The 20,438-nt window shown below is 72.7% G+C and carries 25 protein-coding genes; 22 read left to right on the top strand and 3 right to left on the bottom strand.

Annotation, left to right across the window (positions count from 1 at the left end; translation table 11 throughout):
- Positions 1 to 2: 2 nt before the first annotated feature.
- From VIG76_RS01955 to VIG76_RS01930, 6 genes are all read left to right on the top strand, one after another.
- Positions 3 to 545, top strand: a complete 543-nt coding sequence (locus tag VIG76_RS01955; protein ID WP_331950479.1) for a single-stranded DNA-binding protein — start codon at positions 3 to 5, stop codon at positions 543 to 545.
- 120 nt (positions 546 to 665) lie between these two features.
- The gene (rpsR, locus tag VIG76_RS01950; protein WP_331950477.1) at positions 666 to 926 is read left to right on the top strand and encodes a 30S ribosomal protein S18; all 261 of its coding nucleotides are present in this window, start codon (positions 666 to 668) and stop codon (positions 924 to 926) included.
- A 14-nt stretch (positions 927 to 940) separates the two neighbouring features.
- A complete protein-coding gene (gene rplI, locus VIG76_RS01945) occupies positions 941 to 1,393 on the top strand; it encodes a 50S ribosomal protein L9 (RefSeq protein WP_331950475.1) in 453 nt (150 codons plus the stop codon).
- Between the two features lie 427 nt (positions 1,394 to 1,820).
- On the top strand, positions 1,821 to 3,188 hold the full coding sequence (gene dnaB, locus VIG76_RS01940; protein ID WP_331950635.1) for a replicative DNA helicase: 1,368 nt from the start codon (positions 1,821 to 1,823) through the stop codon (positions 3,186 to 3,188).
- Positions 3,189 to 3,237: 49 nt separating this feature from the next.
- A complete protein-coding gene (locus VIG76_RS01935) occupies positions 3,238 to 3,798 on the top strand; it encodes a hypothetical protein (RefSeq protein ID WP_331950473.1) in 561 nt (186 codons plus the stop codon).
- Positions 3,795 to 4,061: a hypothetical protein gene (locus tag VIG76_RS01930; protein WP_331950471.1), complete on the top strand. Its 267-nt coding sequence runs from the start codon at positions 3,795 to 3,797 to the stop codon at positions 4,059 to 4,061. Before VIG76_RS01935 ends, VIG76_RS01930 begins: the two co-directional genes overlap by 4 nt.
- Before the next feature lie 7 nt (positions 4,062 to 4,068).
- Here VIG76_RS01930 and purB read toward each other — a convergent pair whose 3' ends face one another.
- Entirely contained in the window at positions 4,069 to 5,460 is a 1,392-nt protein-coding gene (purB, locus tag VIG76_RS01925) for an adenylosuccinate lyase (RefSeq protein ID WP_331950469.1), read from the bottom strand.
- Positions 5,461 to 5,610: 150 nt separating this feature from the next.
- On the opposite strand from purB, the gene VIG76_RS01920 reads away from it, so the two are divergent.
- On the top strand, positions 5,611 to 5,829 hold the full coding sequence (locus VIG76_RS01920; protein ID WP_331950467.1) for a hypothetical protein: 219 nt from the start codon (positions 5,611 to 5,613) through the stop codon (positions 5,827 to 5,829).
- Positions 5,826 to 7,253, top strand: a complete 1,428-nt coding sequence (locus VIG76_RS01915) for a hypothetical protein (RefSeq protein ID WP_331950465.1) — start codon at positions 5,826 to 5,828, stop codon at positions 7,251 to 7,253. Before VIG76_RS01920 ends, VIG76_RS01915 begins: the two co-directional genes overlap by 4 nt.
- On the opposite strand, the gene VIG76_RS01910 is transcribed toward VIG76_RS01915, so the two are convergent.
- Positions 7,231 to 7,647, bottom strand: coding sequence for a phage holin family protein (locus VIG76_RS01910; RefSeq protein ID WP_331950463.1), 417 nt, complete (start codon positions 7,645 to 7,647; stop codon positions 7,231 to 7,233). The genes VIG76_RS01915 and VIG76_RS01910 overlap by 23 nt on opposite strands.
- Positions 7,648 to 7,710: 63 nt before the next feature.
- On the opposite strand from VIG76_RS01910, the gene VIG76_RS01905 reads away from it, so the two are divergent.
- From VIG76_RS01905 to VIG76_RS01840, 14 genes are all read left to right on the top strand, one after another.
- Positions 7,711 to 8,808, top strand: coding sequence for a histidinol-phosphate transaminase (locus tag VIG76_RS01905; protein WP_331950461.1), 1,098 nt, complete (start codon positions 7,711 to 7,713; stop codon positions 8,806 to 8,808).
- A gap of 78 nt (positions 8,809 to 8,886) precedes the next feature.
- Positions 8,887 to 10,002: a thiamine pyrophosphate-dependent enzyme gene (locus VIG76_RS01900; RefSeq protein ID WP_331950459.1), complete on the top strand. Its 1,116-nt coding sequence runs from the start codon at positions 8,887 to 8,889 to the stop codon at positions 10,000 to 10,002.
- Positions 9,999 to 10,976: an alpha-ketoacid dehydrogenase subunit beta gene (locus VIG76_RS01895; RefSeq protein WP_331950457.1), complete on the top strand. Its 978-nt coding sequence runs from the start codon at positions 9,999 to 10,001 to the stop codon at positions 10,974 to 10,976. Before VIG76_RS01900 ends, VIG76_RS01895 begins: the two co-directional genes overlap by 4 nt.
- 9 nt (positions 10,977 to 10,985) lie before the next feature.
- Entirely contained in the window at positions 10,986 to 12,281 is a 1,296-nt protein-coding gene (locus VIG76_RS01890) for a dihydrolipoamide acetyltransferase family protein (RefSeq protein ID WP_331950455.1), read from the top strand.
- Positions 12,282 to 12,376: 95 nt separating this feature from the next.
- The gene (locus tag VIG76_RS01885; protein ID WP_331950453.1) at positions 12,377 to 13,279 is read left to right on the top strand and encodes a metal ABC transporter solute-binding protein, Zn/Mn family; all 903 of its coding nucleotides are present in this window, start codon (positions 12,377 to 12,379) and stop codon (positions 13,277 to 13,279) included.
- The gene (locus tag VIG76_RS01880) at positions 13,276 to 14,070 is read left to right on the top strand and encodes a metal ABC transporter ATP-binding protein (RefSeq protein ID WP_331950450.1); all 795 of its coding nucleotides are present in this window, start codon (positions 13,276 to 13,278) and stop codon (positions 14,068 to 14,070) included. The genes VIG76_RS01885 and VIG76_RS01880 overlap by 4 nt, the downstream gene beginning before the upstream one ends.
- Positions 14,067 to 14,915 (top strand): metal ABC transporter permease, encoded by an 849-nt coding sequence (locus tag VIG76_RS01875; RefSeq protein ID WP_331950448.1) that lies wholly within the window; start codon positions 14,067 to 14,069, stop codon positions 14,913 to 14,915. Before VIG76_RS01880 ends, VIG76_RS01875 begins: the two co-directional genes overlap by 4 nt.
- Positions 14,912 to 15,319 (top strand): Fur family transcriptional regulator, encoded by a 408-nt coding sequence (locus VIG76_RS01870; protein ID WP_331950446.1) that lies wholly within the window; start codon positions 14,912 to 14,914, stop codon positions 15,317 to 15,319. Before VIG76_RS01875 ends, VIG76_RS01870 begins: the two co-directional genes overlap by 4 nt.
- A gap of 113 nt (positions 15,320 to 15,432) precedes the next feature.
- Positions 15,433 to 15,669, top strand: coding sequence for a 50S ribosomal protein L28 (gene rpmB / locus VIG76_RS01865; protein ID WP_331950444.1), 237 nt, complete (start codon positions 15,433 to 15,435; stop codon positions 15,667 to 15,669).
- On the top strand, positions 15,669 to 15,836 hold the full coding sequence (rpmG, locus tag VIG76_RS01860) for a 50S ribosomal protein L33 (protein WP_414640596.1): 168 nt from the start codon (positions 15,669 to 15,671) through the stop codon (positions 15,834 to 15,836). The genes rpmB and rpmG overlap by 1 nt, the downstream gene beginning before the upstream one ends.
- Position 15,837: 1 nt before the next feature.
- Positions 15,838 to 16,143: a 30S ribosomal protein S14 gene (gene rpsN, locus VIG76_RS01855; protein ID WP_331950442.1), complete on the top strand. Its 306-nt coding sequence runs from the start codon at positions 15,838 to 15,840 to the stop codon at positions 16,141 to 16,143.
- 102 nt (positions 16,144 to 16,245) lie between these two features.
- Positions 16,246 to 16,527: an HU family DNA-binding protein gene (locus VIG76_RS01850; protein WP_331950440.1), complete on the top strand. Its 282-nt coding sequence runs from the start codon at positions 16,246 to 16,248 to the stop codon at positions 16,525 to 16,527.
- 102 nt (positions 16,528 to 16,629) lie between these two features.
- Entirely contained in the window at positions 16,630 to 18,582 is a 1,953-nt protein-coding gene (locus VIG76_RS01845) for a bifunctional copper resistance protein CopD/cytochrome c oxidase assembly protein (protein WP_331950438.1), read from the top strand.
- Positions 18,579 to 19,916 carry an ATP-dependent DNA helicase gene (locus VIG76_RS01840; RefSeq protein ID WP_331950436.1) on the top strand — a complete coding sequence of 446 codons (1,338 nt, stop codon included), beginning with the start codon at positions 18,579 to 18,581 and terminating at the stop codon, positions 19,914 to 19,916. The genes VIG76_RS01845 and VIG76_RS01840 overlap by 4 nt, the downstream gene beginning before the upstream one ends.
- Here the strand turns inward: VIG76_RS01840 and VIG76_RS01835 are convergent.
- A complete protein-coding gene (locus tag VIG76_RS01835) occupies positions 19,913 to 20,431 on the bottom strand; it encodes a hypothetical protein (protein WP_331950434.1) in 519 nt (172 codons plus the stop codon). The genes VIG76_RS01840 and VIG76_RS01835 overlap by 4 nt on opposite strands.
- Between the last annotated feature and the right edge of the window lie 7 nt (positions 20,432 to 20,438).

Raw genomic sequence — 20,438 nt, 5'->3', positions numbered from 1 at the left:
TCGTGGCCGGCGAGACGATCATCACGGTCGTCGGGAACCTGACCTCCGACCCCGAGCTGCGGTACACGCAGAACGGGCTCGCGGTCGCGAACTTCACGATCGCCTCCACGCCGCGCAACTTCGACCGGCAGGCGAACGAGTGGAAGGACGGCGAAGCGCTGTTCCTCCGCGCGAGCGTCTGGCGCGACTTCGCCGAGCACGTGGCGGGCTCCCTCGCCAAGGGCTCCCGCGTCATCGCGACCGGCCGGCTCAAGCAGCGCTCCTACGAGACCCGTGAGGGCGAGAAGCGCACCGCGATCGAGCTCGAGGTCGACGAGATCGGCCCCTCGCTCCGCTACGCGACCGCCCAGGTCACCCGCGCGAGCGGTGGCGGTGGCGGTGGCGGTCAGGGCGGTGGCCAGGGCGCCGCGCCGCGCGGTCAGGTCGGCGGCGGCGGACCCGCTCGCCAGAACGACGACCCGTGGGGTGCCCCCGGCACCTCGTCCAGCGGCGGCGCCGACGGCTGGAGCGCGCCCGGCGCGTACGACGACGAGACGCCGTTCTAGCCCTTCGATCGCGACACCGGTCGACGAAGCCGAGCGCATCGGCGCATCGGCCGGCTCCCACTCCGAGGCGGATGGCCGCCTCCTCCCAACGCTTCTGCACACGTAAAGGAATCCACTGCCATGGCAGGTAAGTCGCGCGGCGACAGCCGCAAGCCGACGCGGGGCAAGGGCGGCAAGCCCGTCGCTCCCGCGAAGCGCATCAAGGTCGGGGTGATCGACTACAAGGACGTCGCCACCCTGCGCAAGTTCATCTCCGAGCGCGGCAAGATCCGCGCCCGCCGGATCACCGGTGTCTCCGTCCAGGAGCAGCGCCTCATCGCCCGTGCCGTCAAGAACGCGCGCGAGATGGCCCTGCTCCCCTACTCCGGCTCCGGCCGCTGAGAAAGGGGACGACCATGTCGAAGCTCATCCTCACGCACGAGGTCACCGGCCTCGGTTCCGCCGGCGACATCGTCGACGTGAAGGGCGGCTACGCCCGCAACTACCTCATCCCGAGCGGCTTCGCCGTTGCGTGGACCCGCGGCGGCCAGAAGCAGGTCGACTCGATCCGCGCGGCGCGCAAGGCCAGGGAGGCCGCCTCGATCGAGGAGGCCCAGGCTCTGAAGGCGCGCCTCGAGGCGCAGCCGATCCGCCTCGCGGTGCGCACCGGTCAGGCCGGCCGGCTCTTCGGCTCGGTGTCGACGTCGGACGTCGCCGACGCGGTCCAGGCCGCCGGCCTCGGCAGCGTCGACCGGCGGACGATCGAGTTCGCCTCGCCGATCCGCGCGACGGGCAGCCACGAGGCCTCGGTGCGCCTCCGCGAGGACGTCACCGCCACGCTGACTGTCGAGGTCGTCGCGGCCCGCTGAGCCGTCCCGAGCACCGTCACGAGGGCGTTGCATCCGGTCTCCGGATGCGACGCCCTCGTCGTTTCCCGGCCGTTCATCGGCGGGTAGCACGAGGTCTCCCCGACACGCCAGCGCAAACCCTCGACCAGTGGTTGAGGGCAGTTATCCCCAGAGCCGTTGGGGACAGAACGAACGGCTGATCAGGAGGCACTCTCAGGTCGTATACGGGTTTGGCCGGCGGCGGTTCTCCACAGGAATCCCACATGGGGAGGAGCGTTCTCCGCGCGCGTCATCCACACCGCTGTGCACACCCACTCGATTACCGTCGGGGCTCGCCGCAGCGGTCGGGGCCGGTGTCGGGACGGGGTGGTACTCCTGGCAGCGCGGGACACGGACGGCGCAGGTCCGCGACGCGACCGGCCAGGAGAGGAGGGGCGACAGCATGTCGATGACCGAGTGGGACGTCGCGCCCGACGCCTGGGACAGCCCGGGGGCCGAGCGCCGCGAGCGCACGCCCCCGCACAACCTCCTCGCGGAGCAGAGCGCCCTCGGCGGCATGCTGCTGTCGACCGACGCCGTCGCCGACGTGCTCGAGGTCGTCGTGGGCGCGGACTTCTACGTGCCGAAGCACGAGGTCATCTTCAACGCGATCCTCAGCCTCTACTCCCGCGGTGAGCCGACCGACGCGATCGCGGTCGGGGACGAGCTCGTCAGCAGCGGTGACGTGCAGCGCGCCGGCGGCCAGTCGTACCTGCACACGCTCACGAACATCGTCCCCACGGCTGCGAACGCGGGCTACTACGCCTCGATCGTCGCCGAGCAGGCCGTCCTCCGGCGCCTCGTGGACGCCGGCACCCACATCGCCCAGCTCGGCTACGGCGCCGAGGGCGACGCGATGGACCTGCTGAACCAGGCGCAGGCGGAGATCTTCGGCATCGCCCGCGAGTCGGCCACCGAGGACTACGTGCCTCTGACCGACGCCGTCACCGTCGCCATCGACGAGATGGAGGCCGCGGCCGGCCGCGACGGCGAGATGACCGGGGTGCCGACGGGCTTCAAGGGCCTCGACGACCTCACCAACGGACTGCACCCCGGGCAGCTGATCATCGTCGGCGCGCGACCCGCCATGGGTAAGTCGACCCTCGCGCTCGACATGGCGCGTGCCGCGTCGGTGAAGCACCGGATGCCCACGATCTTCTTCTCCCTCGAGATGGGGCGCAGCGAGATCGCGATGCGGCTCATGGCGGCGGAGGCCACCATCTCGATGCAGGACATGCGCAAGGGCCGGCTCGGCGGGGACGACTGGACCAAGATCGCGGCGACCCGCGGCCGCATCAACGACGCGCCCCTCTACATCGACGACAGCCCGAACATGAGCCTCGTGGAGATCCGGGCCAAGTGCCGGCGGCTGAAGCAGAAGGTGGGTCTCAAGCTCATCGTCATCGACTACCTGCAGCTCATGACGAGCGGCAAGCGCGTCGAGAGCCGTCAGCAGGAGATCAGCGAGTTCTCCCGGGCGCTCAAGCTGCTCGCGAAGGAGTTGGGCGTCCCGGTCATCGCCCTGTCGCAGCTGAACCGTGGACCGGAGCAGCGGGCGGACAAGCGGCCCGCCCTGTCCGACCTGCGCGAGTCCGGCTCGATCGAGCAGGACGCCGACATGGTGATCCTGCTGCACCGCGAGAGCGCCTACGACCGCGACCAGCCGAACCCCGACGCGGACCTCATCGTCGCCAAGCACCGCAACGGTCCGACGGACACGATCACCGTCGCGTTCCACGGCCGCTACTCGCGCTTCGCCGACATCGCCGTGGCGTAACCTTGCAGGTCGCGCTCGCGCCCCGAGGTGCGAGTCGAGGAGGTCCTTCTTGTCCACCGCGACCCGTGTGTCGCCCAGCCGGACGTCGCTGACGGCGTTCACCGCGCTGCGCGCCGCTGCCGCTGCCGCGCTCGCCGTCGTGGTGACGTTCTCGGCGGACCACACGCCGTCCTTCGGCCTCGCCGTGTTCGGGGTGTTCGCGGTGGTCTCCGGCGTGATCGTGGCCGCCGGCGCGGCCTCCACGGCCGTCACCCGCACCGGGCGGCTGCTCGTGGTGCTCCGCGCTCTCGTCCTGCTCGTCGTCGGGGTGCTCGCCGTGACGCTGGTCGGCGGGGGGATCGGCACGCTGCTGACGCTCGAGATCGTGGGCTTCCTCGGCGCCGGCGCCCTCGAGGTCCTGTCGGGGCTCCGTCGGGCGGACGCCTCGGTCGCCTCCCGCGACCTCGTGACCGTCGGTGGCCTCGAGCTCGTCGTCGGGGCGATGCTCATCATCATCCTGCCTGACTCGCTCTTCGCGGTCGGCGTCCTGTCGGCATGGGGCGCCGTCGTGGCCGTCTACCTCGGCATCGCCGCGGTCTCGATCGCCCGTCGAGACGGGGGAGTGCGATGAGCGCCACCCGCCGGGAGCGCCTGAAGCCGGTCGAGCTGGTCGTGATGGCCGCGATCGTCGCCGTCTTCATCGGGCTCGTCGTGCTGGCCACGACGAAGGACCTGTCGCTCGCCTCGATCTTCCTCGGCGTCTCGTTCATCGTGACGCTGCTGCTGCTCGCGATGTTCGCCCTGGTCGAGAGCTCCGATTCGACGCCGGACGCGTCCGAGCAGCCCGTGCTGATGCGGCCGCGGCCGGACCGGAAGCGGCGCCGGAAGGACTGAGGCCGGCTCAGCGCCCGCCGTCGTCGAGGTGGGCCACCAGGCGCTCGGCGAGGCCCGTGTAGGTGGCGGGGGTGAGCGCGGCGAGCCGCTCCTGCGCGCCCGGCTCGAGGTCGAGGCCCCGGACGAACTCCGCGAGCCGCTCAGCGGTCACCCGTCGTCCGCGCGTGAGCTCCTTCACGAGCTCGTAGGGGTTCGTGAGGCAGCTGCGCCCCGCGGCGATCTCCGCGCGGACCACCGTCTGGATCGCCTCGCCCAGCACCTCCTGGTTGCGGTCCAGGTCGGCCTGGAGCGCGACCGGGTCGACGTCGACCTCGTCGAGCCCCGCCGCGAGGTTCGACAGCGCCACGAGGGCGTGGCCGAACCCGACGCCGATGTTGCGCTGGGTGGACGAGTCGGTGAGGTCCCGCTGCAGCCGGCTCGTGACCAGTGTGCGCTCCAGGGTGCCGAGCACACCGGTCGACAGCTCGAGGTTCGCCTCGGCGTTCTCGAACCGGATCGGGTTCACCTTGTGGGGCATCGTCGAGGAGCCCGTCGCGCCGGCGACGGGCAGCTGCCGCAGGTACCCGTCGGCGATGTAGAGCCAGACGTCGGTGCAGAGGTTGTGCAGCACGCCGTTCACGTGCGTCAGGCGGCCGTAGAGCTCCACCTGCCAGTCGTGCGACTCGATCTGCGTGGTCAGCGGGTTCCACGTGAGACCCAGGCCCGTCACGAACCGGCGGGACACCGCCTCCCAGTCGACGTCGGGGGCGGCGACGACGTGCGCGGCGTAATCGCCGCTCGCGCCGTTGGACTTGCCGAGCACCTCGACCGAGAGCACGCCGGCACGCAGCCGCTGCAGCCGGTGGGCGAACACGGCGAGCTCCTTGCCCATCGTGGTGGGGGTGGCGGGCTGGCCGTGGGTGCGTGCGAGCATCGGGACGGCGGCCCAGGCGCGGGCCTTCTCGACGAGCCGGCCGAGGACCGCGTCGAACGCCGGCAGCCAGACGGTCCGCAGGGCGTCCTGCACGGTGAGGGCGATGGCCAGGTTGTTCACGTCCTCGCTCGTGAAGGCGAAGTGGGTCAGCTCCGCGATGCGGTCGAGGCCCAGCGTGGTCAGGCGGTCGCGGAGCAGGTACTCGACCGCCTTCACGTCGTGCCGCGTGACCGCTTCGTATCGGGTCAGCTCCGCGATCTCGGCATCGCCGAAGTCCGTCACCAGTCCGCGCAGCGCCGCCTGCTCGTCAGCGGTGAGGGCGGATGCGCCGGCGACGCCGGCGTCGGTGAGGGCGATCAGCCACTCGACCTCGACGCGCAGCCTGGCGCGGTTGAGGCCCGCCTCGGAGAGGTGCTCGGCGAGGGGCTCGGTGATCCGGCGGTAGCGCCCGTCGAGCGGGGACAGCGGCTGGTCGGACAGGGGCATGGCTCTCCTCGCCTACGCGGACCGCTCCATTGTGCCGGGCTCTCCACTCCTCCCCAGTCCCGCCCGGCTCGGCCGAGCCGGGCCTCCTGCCGCGTGGGACGCGGTGCGGCCCGGGCCGGCGGCCAGGCTGCTCGGCGGGAGGAGGTCCGGATGCTCGAGCCGCAGGCCGTCGCGCGGGCCGTGCTGATCGACGCGGTCGATCGGCTGCGCACCGCGGGCCGAGGCCTGCCCGCACCGCCGCTCGTGCTCGACGGGTGGGCCTCCGCCGCGGCGCTCGAGTACGAGGTGGCCGCCGGTCGCCTCGCGGCCGGGCTGCTGCAGGTCCGGGCGGCGCTCGACGAGGCGTGGGCGGGGCTGGCGGCACCGTGAGCGCGCCCGGTCTCACCGTGAGCGGCGGCGGATCGGCGGCCGTCGACACCCCGGCGATGCAGATCGCCGCCGTCCGGCTCGACGACCTCGCTCAGCAGCTCGGCACGCTCGCCGCGGGCCTCGAGGCCTGCCTCGCCGATGCCGCCTGGCGCGACGCGGCGCAGCACAGGGCTTCCGAGGCGCTCCAGCGCGCCGCGGACGTCGTGCGGATCCTCCGTCCGGAGGCGGATGACGCCGCACACGGCCTGCGGACCGCCGCCGAGCGCTACGGGTCGGCGGAGCAGACGATCGCGGGGGCGCAGCAGGCCGCGTGGGCGCAGGGCGCGGCGGCCGTGGGTGCCGTCACCCGACTCGGCGTGACGCTCGCCGGGCCGGGGTTCCTCGTGCTGACCGCGAGTGCCACGGGCGCGCTGCTCGGTGCCGCAGCAGCGGGGACGGTTGCGCGCGAGCTGCTGACGACGGGACGCATCGATCCGCAGGTGGATCCCGCGGTGCTCGCCGACCTGCGCCTCGCCCTCTCGTCGAGCGACGACCTGATCCGGGGGTTCGAGCTCACCGAACGGCCTGCTGATCTCGTCGACGACGACCCCGGGTCCCCGCACGGCACAGCGGCCACGGCGGACGCCCTCGCCGGCGTGCTGCCCGCGCCCCGCACACCGATCGCGGTGAGCCCCTCCGTGCTCCCGGGCGCGGTGCAGGGACCGGGCTCGCTGGCCGGGCTCGGCTCCCGCACCCCTGAGGTCGACCCCGGCGGCACCCAGCTGCGACTCGAGCAGTACCCGATGCCCGGCGGCGGGTCCCGCTGGATCGTCTACGTCTGCGGCACGATCACCTTCTCCCCCGAGTCGGGGCCGGAGCCCTTCGACCTCCGGTCGGACGTGACCGGCGTCGCCGGGCAGCGCAGCGACTCCGAGCTCGCCCTCGCGTCGGCGATGCGGGCGGCCGGTGTGCGGCCGGACGACCCGGTGCTCCTCGTGGGGCACTCGCAGGGGGCGCTGGACGCGGTCCGGCTCGCGCAGCGCGGCGAGTTCGACGTGCAGGGCGTCGTGACGCTCGGCGGCCCCACGGGACAGCTCGAGCTGCGGGGCGACGTGCCGGAGCTCTCGGTCGAGCACGAGGAGGACCCGGTGCCGTCGCTCGCCGGGCTGCCCGCGGCCGGGGCGGGCGGCCTGCACCGCCTCGTGGTCCGGCGGTCCCTCTACGGCGGCGGTGCCCCGCCGGGGCCGCCGATCCTGCCGTTCGGCGCGGGCGCGCAGCCGCATGCGCTCACGGCGTACCGGGAGACCCTCGCGCTCGCGGACGAGAGTCCGGATCCCCGGCTCGTCGCCTTCGTGGACGGCATCCGCCCGTTCCTCGCCGCCAGGGACGGCCGGATCGTGCTCGTCCGAGCGGACCGGCGCGTCAGTCCTCGGCGACGCCGCTGAGGGGCCGCAGCACGAGCCCGATCCCCCAGCTCAGCACGGCGAGCACCAGCGCACCGAGCACACCCCACCAGAAGCCGCCGACGACGAGGCCGAACCCGATCAGCGAGCTGATCCACGCCACCAGCAGGAACAGCAGGCCGTTCACGAGCAGGGAGAACAGCCCGAGGGTGAGCAGGTACAGGGGGAACGCGACGACTCGGATCGCCTGTCCCAGCACGCCGTTCACGACCCCGAACAGGAGGCCGAGCAGCAGGTACGTGAGCACCACCGCGACCGGATCGGACGCGTAGGGCGAGACGTGCAGGGCGGCGGAGGCGCCGACGGCCGCGAACACGAGCGTCTCGAGCCACAGCGCGATCGCGTTGCCGATGACGCGGACGACGAAGCGGCGCATGGCCCCAACTATGGCAGGGGTCGGCCGGACACGACCCGTCCGCGCTCGTAGGATCCTTGATCCATGACCACCCTCCCGCCCGTGCGGCTCCGGCCCGAGATCGCGGCGCTCGCGGCCTACCGGCAGGGCCGCGTGCCGCCGGAGGGAGGGTTCAAGCTCTCCTCGAACGAGAACCCCTTCCCGCCCCTGCCGCAGGTGGCCGAGCGGGTCGCCGCGGCGACCGCGCTGAACCGGTACCCGGACGGCGCGGCTGTGGCGCTGCGGGAGCGGCTCGCGGCCCGGCACGGCGTCGATCCGGCGGCCATCCACGTGGCGGCGGGCTCCGTCTCGCTGCTCGCCCAGTTCATCCAGGCCGCCGCCGGCCCGGGCGACGAGGTGCTCTACAGCTGGCGCGGCTTCGAGGCCTACCCGGGCCTCGTCACCGTCGCCGGGGCGACCAGCGTCCGGGTGCCGAACGACGCGGACGGCGGCCACGACATCGACGGGATGATCGCGGCGGTCACCGAGCGGACCCGCGTCGTGATCGTGTGCTCGCCGAACAACCCGACCGGCGCCGTCGTCCCGGCCGCCGGCTTCGACCGGCTGCTCGCGGCGGTCCCCGGCGACGTGCTCGTGCTGCTCGACGAGGCCTACCGGGAGTTCGCGATCGGCAGCGGCGGCGCGGACGGCGAGGCGGTCGTCGCGGCCCAGCGCGAGGGGCGGCTGCGCAACGTCGTGGTGCTGCGGACCTTCTCGAAGGCGTGGGGCCTCGCCGCGCTCCGCATCGGCTATGCGGTCGGCGACCCCGCGGTGCTCGCCGGGGCCAGGTCGACCGCGATCCCGCTCTCCGTGACCGAGCCGGCGCAGCTGGCGGCGCTCGTCTCGCTCGACCACGAGGACGCCCTGCTCGAGCGCGTCGCGGCCATCGCCGAGCGGCGGGACGTCGTCTGGCGGGCGCTCGTCGACCAGGGCTGGCCGGTCCCGCGCCCCTGGGGCAACTTCGTCTGGCTGCCCGTCCCCGGCGACACCGGGCGGGCGGCCGACGCCTTCCACCGCCGCGGGCTCAGCGTCCGGGAGTTCGCCGGCGAGGGCATCCGCGTGAGCATCGGCGAGCAGGAATCCGTGGAGGATCTGCTGCTCGCGGCCCAGGAGGTTGTCGGATCCCGACAGGCGACGGCCTGACGCCGTCGGTACTGTAGGCCGGGGCCGTCAGGGCCGAGGCGATTCCGGGGCAGCGCGTGCTCCGGGGCGAGGAGTGGCGTGGCGTCGACCGATCCCACCGTCCGCATCATCGGGGACGACGGAGTCGTCGCACCGACCGAGGCGGCCGAGCCCTACGCGGAGCGTGCGCTCGCGCTCGGTGAGGACGACCTGCTGGGGCTTCTGCGCGACATGGTGCGCACCCGCGCGGTGGACGTCGAGGCCGCCAACCTGCAGCGGCAGGGGCACCTCGCGCTCTGGGCGCCGAGCTACGGCCAGGAGGCGGCCCAGATCGGTTCCGGCCGCGCGGCGCGCAGCCAGGACTCGATCTTCCCGGCCTACCGGGAGCACGGTGTGGCGATGGTGCGCGGCATCGCGCCGGTCGACCTGGTGCGGATGATGCGCGGGCTCACGCACAGCGGCTGGGATCCCAAGGAGCACGGCAACTTCCGCCAGTACACGCTCGTGATCGGCTCGCAGACGCTGCACGCCACGGGCTACGCCATGGGCGTGCAGTTCGACAAGGCGACCGCGACGGGGAGCCCCGAGACGGACGAGGCGGTCCTCGTCTACTTCGGCGACGGCGCCACGGCGCAGGGCGACACGAACGAGGCGTTCGTCTTCGCGGCGAGCTACCAGACGCCGCAGGTCTTCTTCCTGCAGAACAACCACTGGGCGATCTCCGTCCCGGTCTCCCGCCAGTCCCGCACGCCGCTCTACCGCCGTGCCGCCGGCTTCGGGATGCCCGGCGTGCAGGTGGACGGCAACGACGTGCTCGCCGTGCTCGCCGTCACCGGCGCCCTGCTCGACGACGCCCGCGCGGGCAACGGGCCCGCGCTCATCGAGGCCCTCACCTACCGGGTCGGTGCCCACACGACCGCGGACGACCCCACGCGGTACCGCACCGAGCAGGAGCTCGCCGAGTGGACCGCGCGCGACCCCATCCTGCGGATGCGCCGGCACCTCGAGAGCCGCGGCGCCGGCCCCGAGGTCTTCGAGGCCGTCGACGCCGAGGCCGCCGAGCTGGCCTCCGAGCTGCGCACGCAGGTGCTCGCGCTGCAGGATCCGCCCCGCTCCCTGATCTTCGACCACGTCTACAGCGAGCCGAACCCCGACGTCGCCGCCCAGCAGGCCTGGCTGGCCGACTACGAGGCGTCGTACGGGGAGGGCGCATGACGCAGCAGCTGCCGCTCGCCCGCGCCCTGAACGCCGGCCTGCGCCGCGCCATGGAGGACGACCCGAAGGTCCTGCTGATGGGTGAGGACATCGGCCGGCTCGGCGGCGTCTTCCGCGTCACCGACGGGCTGCTGTCGACCTTCGGCGAGGAGCGGGTGCTCGACACCCCGCTCGCCGAGTCCGGCATCGTCGGGGCGGCCATCGGGCTCGCCCTTCGGGGCTACCGGCCCGTCTGCGAGATCCAGTTCGACGGGTTCATCTACCCCGGCTTCGACCAGATCACCTCGCAGCTCGCCAAGCTCACGAACCGGCTCGAGGGGACCCAGTCGTTCCCGATCGTGATCCGTGTGCCGTACGGCGGCCACATCGGCTCCATCGAGCACCACTCCGAGAGCCCCGAGACCTACTTCGCGCACACCCCCGGCCTCCGCGTCGTCACCCCCTCGAACCCGAACGACGGCTACTGGATGATCCAGCAGGCCATCGCGTCGAACGACCCGGTGATGTTCTTCGAGCCGAAGAGCCGCTACTGGCCGAAGGGCGAGGTCGACCTGGCCGCACCGTCGGTCGACCTGCACGTGTCCCGCGTCGTGCGCCCGGGGACGGACGCGACCCTCATCGGCTACGGGCCGATGGTGAGCGTGCTGCTGGCCGCCGCCGAGATCGCCGCGGGCGAGGGCCGCAGCCTCGAGGTCGTCGACGTGCGCTCCCTGTCGCCGATCGACTGGGGTCCCATCCTCGGCTCGGTCGAGAAGACCGGCCGGGCGGTCGTCGCCCACGAGGCGCCGACGTTCCTCGGGATCGGCGCCGAGATCGCGGCGACCATCCAGGAGCGCGCGTTCTACTCGCTGGAGGCGCCGGTGATCCGCGTGGGGGCCTTCGACGTGCCGTATCCGCCTGCGAAACTCGAGAAGCTCTACCTCCCCGACGCGGACCGCGTGCTCGACGCGGTCGATCGCACGCTGGCGTACTAGGAAGGCGTCATGTCCATCTCTCGCTTCGCGCTGCCGGACGTCGGCGAAGGCCTCACCGAGGCGGAGATCGTCTCCTGGAAGGTCGCGCCCGGCGACCACGTCTCCGTGAACCAGGTGATCGTCGAGATCGAGACCGCCAAGTCGCTGGTCGAGCTGCCGTCGCCGTATGCCGGACGGGTGGACGCCCTGCTGGTCGCCGAGGGGGACACCGTCGCGGTCGGCACCCCGATCGTCGCGGTCGCCGCCGCGGGCACCGAGCAGCTGAGCGGACCGCTGATGACGCCCGCCCAGGCGGCGCTGCCCACCGAGGTCGAGGTGAACGAGCACCCGGAGCCGCAGCAGTCCGGCGCCGTGCTCGTCGGCTACGGCACGGACGTGCACGCGCAGAGCCGCCGCAGCAACCGGCGCGGCACCGGCGCTCCCCCGCCACCGGTGCGCCGGGCCGTCGCCGCACCCGCGAAGCCGCCCATCCGCAAGCTGGCGAAGGACCTCGGGGTCGACCTCGCCGGCGTCGTGCCCACCGGTCGCTCCGGCGAGGTCACCCGGGAGGACGTGATGCGGAGCAAGGAGCAGGTCAGCGTCTTCCGGAACATCGAGACGCCGGCGTGGCCCGACACCCGTGACGAGCGGATCCCCGTGAAAGGCATGCGCAAGGCGATCGCGACCGCGATGGTGACGAGCGCCTTCACGGCACCGCACGTGAGCGTCTTCGTCGATGTCGACGCGACCCGGACCATGGAGTACGTGCGCCGACTGAAGGCGTCGCCCGACTTCTCCTCGGTGCGGATCTCCCCGCTGCTCGTGATGGCGCGCGCCGTCATCTGGGCCGTGCGCCGCAACCCCAGCGTGAACTCGACGTGGACCGACGCGGAGATCGTGGTCCACCACTACGTCAACCTCGGCATCGCCGCGGCGACCCCGCGGGGGCTCATCGTGCCGAACGTCAAGGACGCCCAGGCGCTCTCGATGCGGAATCTCGCGGGCGCGCTCGAGCACCTCGTGGTGACGGCCAGGGACGGCAAGACCCAGCCAGTCGACATGGCCGACGGCACGATCACCATCACGAACCTCGGCAGCTACGGGATGGACACCGGCACACCGATCCTGAATCCCGGCGAGGTGGCGATCGTCGCGCTCGGCACAATCCGGCAGAAGCCCTGGGTGGTCGACGGGGAGGTCGTGCCCCGGTACGTCACCACCGTCGGCGCGAGCTTCGATCACCGCGTCGTCGACGGCGACGTGGCGAGCCGCTTCCTCGCCGATGTCGCCAGCGTCCTGGAGGAGCCGGCGCTCCTGCTGGACTGACCTCGAAACCGGCCGCGCAGCCACCGGTTGTCGCGCCGGAGGATCCGTCCTGGCTGATTTTGACAATCGTTCTCATCTGGCCGTAGGTTCGCCCTATGAGGACGGAACGGCGACGCGTCGCTGCGGCCGCCGGCGCGCTCGTCGCAGCGACGCTGCTCGCCGGCTGCACGGCCTCGTCGGGCGCCACCACGGATGACCGGGTGGCCGTCGTCGCGTCGACGGACGTCTGGGGGAGCGTCGTCGAGGCGGTCGGAGCGGGTCACGTCGCCGTGACGTCCCTCATCGGCGACCCGTCGCGGGATCCGCACGAGTTCCAGGCGAGCGTGCGCGATCAGCTCGCGGTGTCGCGCGCGGCGATCGTCGTCGAGAACGGGGGCGGGTACGACGACTTCATGCGCCGGCTGGCCTCGGCCGCGCACGCACCCGTCGTGCTCGACGCGGTCCGGCTGTCCGGGCGCGATGCAGGTGCGCAGGACTTCAACGAGCACGTCTGGTTCGACCTGCCGACCGTCCGGCGCGTCGCCGATGCCGTGAACACAGCGCTGATCAGGGCGGATCCCGGCCATCGCGCGGACTACGCCACGGCGCTCGCGACGTTCCACGGGGAGCTGGGCCGCTTGCAGGGGGAGGAGTCGACGATCCGGAGCACGGCCGAGGGACGCGGTGTCGCCATCACGGAGCCGGTCCCGCTGTACCTCACCGCCGCCTGCGGGCTGGTGGATCTGACCCCCCGCGGCTTCAGCGCGGCGGTCGACGACGGCCGGGACGTGCCGCCGGCGCTGCTGCAGGCGCAGCTGGCGCTGGTCCGCTCGCCCCGCGTCGCGCTGCTCGCGATGAACAGCCAGACGGAGGATCCCGTCACCGATCAGGTGGTGGCCGCGGCGAAGGCGGCGGGCCTGCCCGTCGTCGGATTCGGCGAGACGCTGCCGCAAGGTGAGTCCTTCGCGCGCATGTTCCATGGGGAACTCGCCGCCGTTGCCACGGCGGTGCGGCGATGACCCCGGCCGTCTCCTTCCAGGACGCCGCCCTGGGCTTCGGCGGCCGCACGCTCTGGCAGGGCCTCACCCTCGACATCGCCCCCGGGGAGTTCCTCGCGGTGCTCGGCCCCAACGGGTCAGGCAAGACGACGCTCATCAAGGCCGTCCTCGGGCTGCAGCCGCTCAGCGCGGGCAGCCTCACCGTGCTGGGCGCCCCACCGCGGCGCGGGAACCGCCGCATCGGCTACGTGCCGCAGCAGCGCCTGCTCGACGCCTCCACCCCGGTGCGCGGCTCCGACCTCGTTCGCTTCGGCGTGGACGGCGGCCGGTTCGGCTTCCCGCTCCCCCGTCGCGCCACCCGGGAGCGCACGGCCGAGCTCGTCGACGCCGTCGGTGCGGCGGAGTTCGCCGGGCGCCCGGCGGCGCTGCTGTCCGGCGGCGAGCAGCAGCGGCTCCGGGTCGGCCAGGCCATCGCCGACGACCCGCCCCTGCTGCTCTGCGACGAGCCGCTGATCTCCCTCGACCTCGCGAACCAGGCCGCCGTCAGCGCCCTGATCGACCGGCACCGCCGGGGGCGGGACGCGGCGGTGCTCTTCGTCACCCACGACGTGAACCCGGTGCTCGACCTCGTCGACCGGGTGCTTTACCTGGTCAACGGCCGCTTTCGTGTCGGGATGCCGCAGGAGGTGCTTACCTCCGAGGTGCTCTCCGAGCTGTACCGCACGCACATCGACGTGGTCCGCGTGCACGACCGGATCGTCGTCGTCGGCGCCGGTCACGAGGAGCACGAGCACGCCGGGGAGCGCGGATGAGCACCCTCTTCGACTTCAGCGACTACGGCGCCCTGCTCGCACTGGTCTCCCATTCCCTCATCGCCGGCGCCCTGCTCGGCCTCGTCGGCGGCCTCATCGGCTTCTTCGTGATGGCCAGGGACCTGCCGTTCGCCGTGCACGGCATCAGCGAGCTCTCCTTCGCCGGCGCCGCGGCGGCCCTGCTGATCGGCGCGGACGTCGTGACCGGCTCCATCGTCGGCTCGCTGATCGCGGCGCTGCTGGTCGGGCTGCTCGGTACCAGGGCTCGCGAGCGCAACTCGGTGATCGGCGTGCTGATGCCGTTCGGCCTGGGCCTCGGCATCCTCTTCCTGTCCCTCTACCCCGGCCGCAGCGCGAACCGATTCGGCCTCCTCACCGGCCAGGTGGTGTCCGTCGACACCCCCCAGGTCGTCACCCTCGCCGTCGTGGCGGGCGTCGTCCTGGTCGCGCTGCTGCTGATCTGGCGCCCTCTGCTCTTCGCCAGCGTGGACGAGGACGTGGCCACCGCCCGCGGCGTACCCGTGCGCACGCTGTCGCTGGTGTTCATGGTGCTGCTGGCGCTCACGGTCTCGATCGCGGTGCAGGTCGTCGGGGCGCTGCTCGTGCTCGCCCTGCTCGTGACGCCCGCCGCGGCCGCGCTCCGGGTCGCCTCCGGTCCGCTCGCGGTCAGCCTGCTGAGCATGGCGTTCGCGGTCGTCTCGATCGTGGGCGGCATCCTGCTCGCCCTGGGCGCGGCGATCCCGATCAGCCCCTACGTGACGACGATCTCGTTCGCGATCTACCTGATCTGCCGCCTGATCGGGCGGCGCGGCCCGCGCCGCGCGGACGTAGGCTTCCGGCCGTGAGGCGGCAGACCTGGCAGCGCGCGGCGGTGCGGGATGCGCTGAGCGAGCGGGAGGGCTTCGTCAGCGCGCAGGACCTCCACACGGCGTTGAAGGCGACCGGCTCCCCCATCGGGCTCGCCACCGTCTACCGGGCGCTCGCGGACCTCGCGGTCGATGGCGACGCCGACTCCCTGCAGTCCGGCGACGGGGAGAACCTCTACCGGGCCTGCGTGTCCCAGGGGCACCACCACCACCTCATCTGCCGCTCCTGCGGGCGGACCGTCGAGATCGAGGCGGATGCGATCGAGGAGTGGGCCGCTGACGTCGCGGCGCGCAACGGGTTCCGCGACCCGCAGCACGTCGTGGACGTGTTCGGCACCTGCGAGCGATGCGCGGCGGCCGCCTCGGCGTGCGAGGTCGTGTAGGCTCATCCGTCGGCCGCATCGCGGCAGTGGACGGCGCCACCCGGTCCGTCCGCAGACAAGTGATCTTGGGTGGGTCGGTGCTTCAGCGCCTGCCCACGGTAGGAGGAGGAGCCATGGCCGCAGTGTGCCAGGTGACCGGAGCCGGCCCCGGCTTCGGCAACACCATCTCGCACTCGCATCGGCGCAACAAGCGCCGGTTCGACGTGAACATCCAGAAGAAGACCTACTTCGTGCCGTCGCTGCGGCGGAGCGTCACCCTGAACGTGTCCGCCAAGGGCATCAAGGTGATCGACGTGCGCGGCATCGAGTCCGTCGTCGGTGAGATCCTCGCCCGCGGGGAGAAGATCTGATGGCCAGGCAGCAGGACATCCGCCCGATCATCAAGCTCCGCTCCACGGCGGGCACCGGCTACACCTACGTGACGCGCAAGAACCGTCGCAACAATCCCGACCGGCTCGTGCTGAAGAAGTACGACCCGGTCGTCCGCAAGCACGTCGATTTCCGCGAGGAGCGCTGACATGGCGAAGAAGAGCAAGATCGCGCGCAACCAGCAGCGCGCAGTGGTGGTCGAGCGCTACCAGACCAAGCGGGCCGAGTTGAAGAAGGCCCTGGTCGACCCGACGTCGAGCGACGAGCAGCGCGAGGCCGCCCGCCTGGGCCTCCAGAAGCTCCCGCGCAACGCGTCGCCGGTGCGCCTGCGCAACCGCGACGCGATCGACGGGCGCCCCCGTGGCAACCTCCGTCTGTTCGGGATCTCCCGTGTGCGCTTCCGCGACATGGCCCATCGCGGCGAATTGCCTGGTATCACGAAGTCTTCCTGGTAACTTGCTGTCCGGCCCGCGGCCGACCCGCCGCGGATCGACAGACGTTCAGTACCCAGCCGCCGTGTTTTCTGCGGCCGAACCGTCCGCAGGGAGGACACACATATGGCATCGCTCAACCGCACCGACCTCGTCGCTGCAGTCGCCCAGGAGTCGGGGCAGAGCCAGGGAGCGGTGAACGGCGTGCTCGACGCGCTCTTCTCCACCCTCGCGAAGTCCGTCGCCGACGGCACCAAGGTCACGATCCCGGGGTGGCTCGCCGTCGAGCAGACCTCCCGTGCCGCTCGCACGGGCCGCAACCCGCAGACCGGTGAGCCGATCGAGATCGCCGCGAGCAAGGGCGTCAAGATCAGCGCCGGCAGCAAGCTCAAGGCCGCCGTCAAGTAGTCCGGCCGTCGAAGCGCCCATCCCCGCATCCCGCGGGTGGTGGGCGCTTCGTGCATCCGGGCTCGCGCAGCCGCGTCGGAGCCCCGGCGTACCCTGAGGGCGATGAACCGCGCCGCGCGGGTCGCCTCGCCGGCCCTCCTCGTCGTCGCCGCGCTCGCGGCGCTCATCGTCGCGCTCGCGATCGGTGGCGCCGCGCAGCCCGCGGGCGGCTACGACCCCGGTGCGGCGGTGCGCTACGGCCTGCCGGTCGTGCTGCTGCTCGTCAACCTCTCCGTCTCGGTGACGGTGGGCACCCTGGTGATCGCGGCCTTCGCGCTCTCCCCCGCCGATCCGCGCTGGAACCGCGCCCTGGACATCGCCGCGGCCGCCGCGGCCGTCTGGACCGTGACGGCCGGGTCCGCCGGCGTCCTGGCCTTCATCGACACGTTCCTCGTGCCCGTCTCGGATCCGCGGTTCGGCCCCCAGGTGCTCTACTACCTCTCCTCGATCGCCCTCGGGCAGTCGTGGCTCGCCACCACACTCGCCGCGGCGCTGATCACCGTGCTCGCCATCGCGATCCGCTCCCACACCGGGGTGGCGCTGCTCGCCGTGGCGTCCGTCGCGGCCCTGATCCCGATGGCGCTGCAGGGCCACGCGGCCTCGGCGCCGGGGGACCACGAGACCGCGATCACCGCCTTCGGGCTGCACATCGTCTTCGCGGCGGTGTGGCTGGGCGGTCTCATCGCGGTCGTGCTCCTGGGCAGCCGCTCCCGAGGGGGGCGGCTCGTCGCCCTCGTCAGCCGCTACTCGACCGTCGCGCTCGTCTGCTACGGGGTGGTCGCCCTCACCGGCATCGTCTCGGCGGCGATCCGTCTGGGCGGCTGGGGTGCGCTGCTGACGCCTTACGGCGCGCTGATCGTCGTGAAGTCGCTCGCGCTGCTCGCCGCCGGCGCCTTCGGCGCGCTGTACCGGCTCGTCCTGATCCCCCGACTCGGCGGCGACCGCGGACCCCGGGTGTTCTTCGGCGTCGTCGCCGGGGAGATCGTCGTGCTCGGGGTCGCCTCCGGGTTCGCCGCGGCGCTCAGCCTCTCCGCGCCGCCCGACCTACCGGTGAGGCCCCTCACCACACCCGCCGAGATCCTCACCGGCCGCCCGCTGCCGCCCCCGCTGAGCGCGGTCCAGCTGGTGGAGCAGTGGCGTCCCGACCTGCTCTGGATCCTGATCTGCGCGACCATGCTGATCGCCTACGCCGCCGGCGTGATCCGCCTGCGTCGGCGCGGCGACCGGTGGCCCATCCACCGCTCGATCGTCTGGACCCTCGGCGTGCTCGTGCTCGCCTGGCTCACGAACGGTGGCCTGAACACCTACGAGCAGGTCCTGTTCAGCGCGCACATGATGCTGCACATGACGCTCACGATGCTCGTGCCGCTGCTGCTCGTGCCGGCTGCGCCGATCACCCTGGCGCTGCGGGCGGTGCGCAAGCGCACGGACGGCACCAGGGGCGTGCGGGAGTGGCTGCTGATCCTCGTGCACTCACGGGTGTCCGCCGTGCTCACCAACCCGGTGGTCGCCGGGGTCCTGTTCGCCGGATCGTTGCTCGTCTTCTACTACACGCCGCTGTTCAGCTGGGCGACGACCGACCACGTCGGGCACGAGTGGATGACCGCGCACTTCCTCGTCACGGGCTACCTCTTCGTGCAGTCCCTGATCGGTGTCGATCCCTCCCCCGTCCGGATCGCGTACCCGTTCCGCCTCCTCGTGCTGCTCGCGACGATGGCGTTCCACGCCTTCTTCGGGCTCTCGCTCATCCAGGGGCAGGGCCTGCTGCTGGCGGACTGGTACGGGGCGATGGGCTGGGGCACGAGCGCGCTCGCCGACCAGCAGACCGGCGGCGGCATCGCGTGGGGCGTCGGCGAGATCCCCACGGTGGCGCTCGCGATCGCCGTGGCGGTCAGCTGGGCGCGGAGCGACGACCGGGAGAGCCGCCGATCGGATCGCGCGGCCGACCGGAACGGCGACGCCGACCTGAACGCCTACAACGAGATGCTCGCGCGGCTGGGGCGGACCCGGGCGTGAGCGCCGTCAGCACCGCGGGAGCCGAGCTCGAGCTCACCGAGAAGCAGCGCCGCGTCGCCGAGGCCGTCACGGAGGACCGCGGGCACCTGCTCGTCACCGGGCGCGCCGGCACCGGCAAGTCCACCCTGCTCGAGCACATCGTGGCGTCGTCGAGCCGGCGGGTCGCGGTGTGCGCGCCGACCGGCGTCGCCGCGCTGAACGTCGGCGGGCAGACCATCCACTCGCTGTTCAAGCTCCCGATCGGCCTCATCGGTCCCGCGCCGCTCGTCCAGGACCGTGCGCTGCAGCGGCTGCTGTCCGCGATCGACGTGCTGATCATCGACGAGGTGTCGATGGTGAGCGCCGACCTGCTCGACGCGGTCGACCGCAGCCTGCGGCTGGCCCGCGCGCGGCAGGAGCCGTTCGGCGGGGTGCAGGTCGTGCTGTTCGGTGACCCGTACCAGCTCGCGCCGGTGCCGGGCAGCGCCGAGGAGCGGGCGTACTACACGGACGTCTACCGCTCGATGTGGTTCTTCGACGCGAAGGTGTGGGAGGAGACGGAGCTCGGCATCGTCGAGCTCGACCTCATCCACCGGCAGCGCGACGAGGAGTTCCGCTCGTTGCTCACCGCGGTGCGGCACGGCCGGGTGACCGCCGAGATGGCCGCGCGCCTGAACGGGATGGGTGCCCGGCCGGTCCCGGCGGATCCGCCGCTCACGCTCGCCAGCCGCAACGACACCGTCGCCGCGATCAACGCGGCCGCCCTCGCCCGGCTGCCGGGCAAGGAGGCGCTGAGCCTCGCCGAGGTGGAGGGCGACTTCGGCGGCCGCGCCTACCCGGCGGACGAGGAGCTGCGGCTGAAGGTCGGCGCGCACGTGATGATGCTGCGCAACGACGCCGACGGGCGCTGGGTGAACGGGTCGATGGGCGTGGTGTCGCGGATGCGGCAGTTCCACCTCAGCGTCGAGATCGACGGCGTCGAGCACGACGTGGATCCGGTGAGCTGGGAGCGGCACCGCTACGCCTACTCCCCCGGGTCGAAGGAGCTGAAGCGCGAGGTCGTGGCCGAGTTCCGGCAGCTGCCGGTGCGGCTCGGCTGGGCCGTCACGATCCACAAGTCGCAGGGCAAGACCTTCGACGCGGCGCGGATCGACCTCGGGCGCAAGGCCTTCAGCCCGGGGCAGACCTACGTGGCGCTCAGCCGGCTGACGAGCCTCGAGGGGCTGTACCTCACCCGGCCGCTGGTGCCCGGCGACGTCATCGTCGACGCCGACGTGCGCCGGTGGATGGGTGAGCGGCGGGCGGCCGCGAGGGCGGCGGCAGAGGCGTCCGCTGCAGGCGTCGCGCCGGCCTAGTGCCCCATGTCCATGCCCTGCATGGCGAGCGCACCGACCGGGGTGGCGCCGAGGCACGCCGACGTGATGCCTGCGACGACGGCCGCGCCTGCGACGACGCCGCCGAGGTAGGACCAGACGCCGGGCTGGCGGACGACCGCGGGCCGGCCGCGCCGGACGACGACGGCGAGCGAGGCGGCGCAGGCCAGATCGAGCGCCGCGGCGCCGAGCATGGGCAGAGCGGGCAGCGCGATCGCGACGCCCGACGACATGCCGGCCATGTGCGACATCGCCCCTGCACCGAGGAACAGCACCACGATCCATGCGGCGACCGCGAGGACGGCGCCGGCGAGGGCGAGCCGCGGTACCGGGACGTGCTCGCGGGCCAGGGCGATCACGGCCCACGTGACCTCGAGCGCCCCGATCGCAGCGAGCAGCAGGGTGGCGACGAGGGGAGCCCCGGCGGCGACGGCGAGGTGCACGAGCCCGGCGCCGAGCGCGGCGAAGCCGAGCCAGGTGCGGACCATCGTCGTCATCGAAGGC

The sequence above is a fragment of the Amnibacterium sp. genome, from assembly GCF_036559085.1.
GTDB lineage: Bacteria > Actinomycetota > Actinomycetes > Actinomycetales > Microbacteriaceae > Amnibacterium.
Note: the sequence above shows the minus strand (reverse complement) of the source record. Positions and strands in the feature narration are given on the sequence as shown.

Coding starts and splice junctions, on each gene's coding strand:
- rpsR (WP_331950477.1), top strand. CDS start 666: ATGGCAGGTAAGTCGCGCGGCGACAGCCGCAAGCCGACGCGGGGCAAG.
- rplI (WP_331950475.1), top strand. CDS start 941: ATGTCGAAGCTCATCCTCACGCACGAGGTCACCGGCCTCGGTTCCGCC.
- dnaB (WP_331950635.1), top strand. CDS start 1,821: ATGACCGAGTGGGACGTCGCGCCCGACGCCTGGGACAGCCCGGGGGCC.
- VIG76_RS01930 (WP_331950471.1), top strand. CDS start 3,795: ATGAGCGCCACCCGCCGGGAGCGCCTGAAGCCGGTCGAGCTGGTCGTG.
- purB (WP_331950469.1), bottom strand. CDS start 5,460: ATGCCCCTGTCCGACCAGCCGCTGTCCCCGCTCGACGGGCGCTACCGC.
- VIG76_RS01920 (WP_331950467.1), top strand. CDS start 5,611: ATGCTCGAGCCGCAGGCCGTCGCGCGGGCCGTGCTGATCGACGCGGTC.
- VIG76_RS01910 (WP_331950463.1), bottom strand. CDS start 7,647: ATGCGCCGCTTCGTCGTCCGCGTCATCGGCAACGCGATCGCGCTGTGG.
- VIG76_RS01905 (WP_331950461.1), top strand. CDS start 7,711: ATGACCACCCTCCCGCCCGTGCGGCTCCGGCCCGAGATCGCGGCGCTC.
- VIG76_RS01895 (WP_331950457.1), top strand. CDS start 9,999: ATGACGCAGCAGCTGCCGCTCGCCCGCGCCCTGAACGCCGGCCTGCGC.
- VIG76_RS01890 (WP_331950455.1), top strand. CDS start 10,986: ATGTCCATCTCTCGCTTCGCGCTGCCGGACGTCGGCGAAGGCCTCACC.
- VIG76_RS01885 (WP_331950453.1), top strand. CDS start 12,377: ATGAGGACGGAACGGCGACGCGTCGCTGCGGCCGCCGGCGCGCTCGTC.
- VIG76_RS01880 (WP_331950450.1), top strand. CDS start 13,276: ATGACCCCGGCCGTCTCCTTCCAGGACGCCGCCCTGGGCTTCGGCGGC.
- VIG76_RS01875 (WP_331950448.1), top strand. CDS start 14,067: ATGAGCACCCTCTTCGACTTCAGCGACTACGGCGCCCTGCTCGCACTG.
- rpmB (WP_331950444.1), top strand. CDS start 15,433: ATGGCCGCAGTGTGCCAGGTGACCGGAGCCGGCCCCGGCTTCGGCAAC.
- rpmG (WP_414640596.1), top strand. CDS start 15,669: ATGGCCAGGCAGCAGGACATCCGCCCGATCATCAAGCTCCGCTCCACG.
- rpsN (WP_331950442.1), top strand. CDS start 15,838: ATGGCGAAGAAGAGCAAGATCGCGCGCAACCAGCAGCGCGCAGTGGTG.
- VIG76_RS01850 (WP_331950440.1), top strand. CDS start 16,246: ATGGCATCGCTCAACCGCACCGACCTCGTCGCTGCAGTCGCCCAGGAG.
- VIG76_RS01845 (WP_331950438.1), top strand. CDS start 16,630: ATGAACCGCGCCGCGCGGGTCGCCTCGCCGGCCCTCCTCGTCGTCGCC.
- VIG76_RS01835 (WP_331950434.1), bottom strand. CDS start 20,431: ATGACGACGATGGTCCGCACCTGGCTCGGCTTCGCCGCGCTCGGCGCC.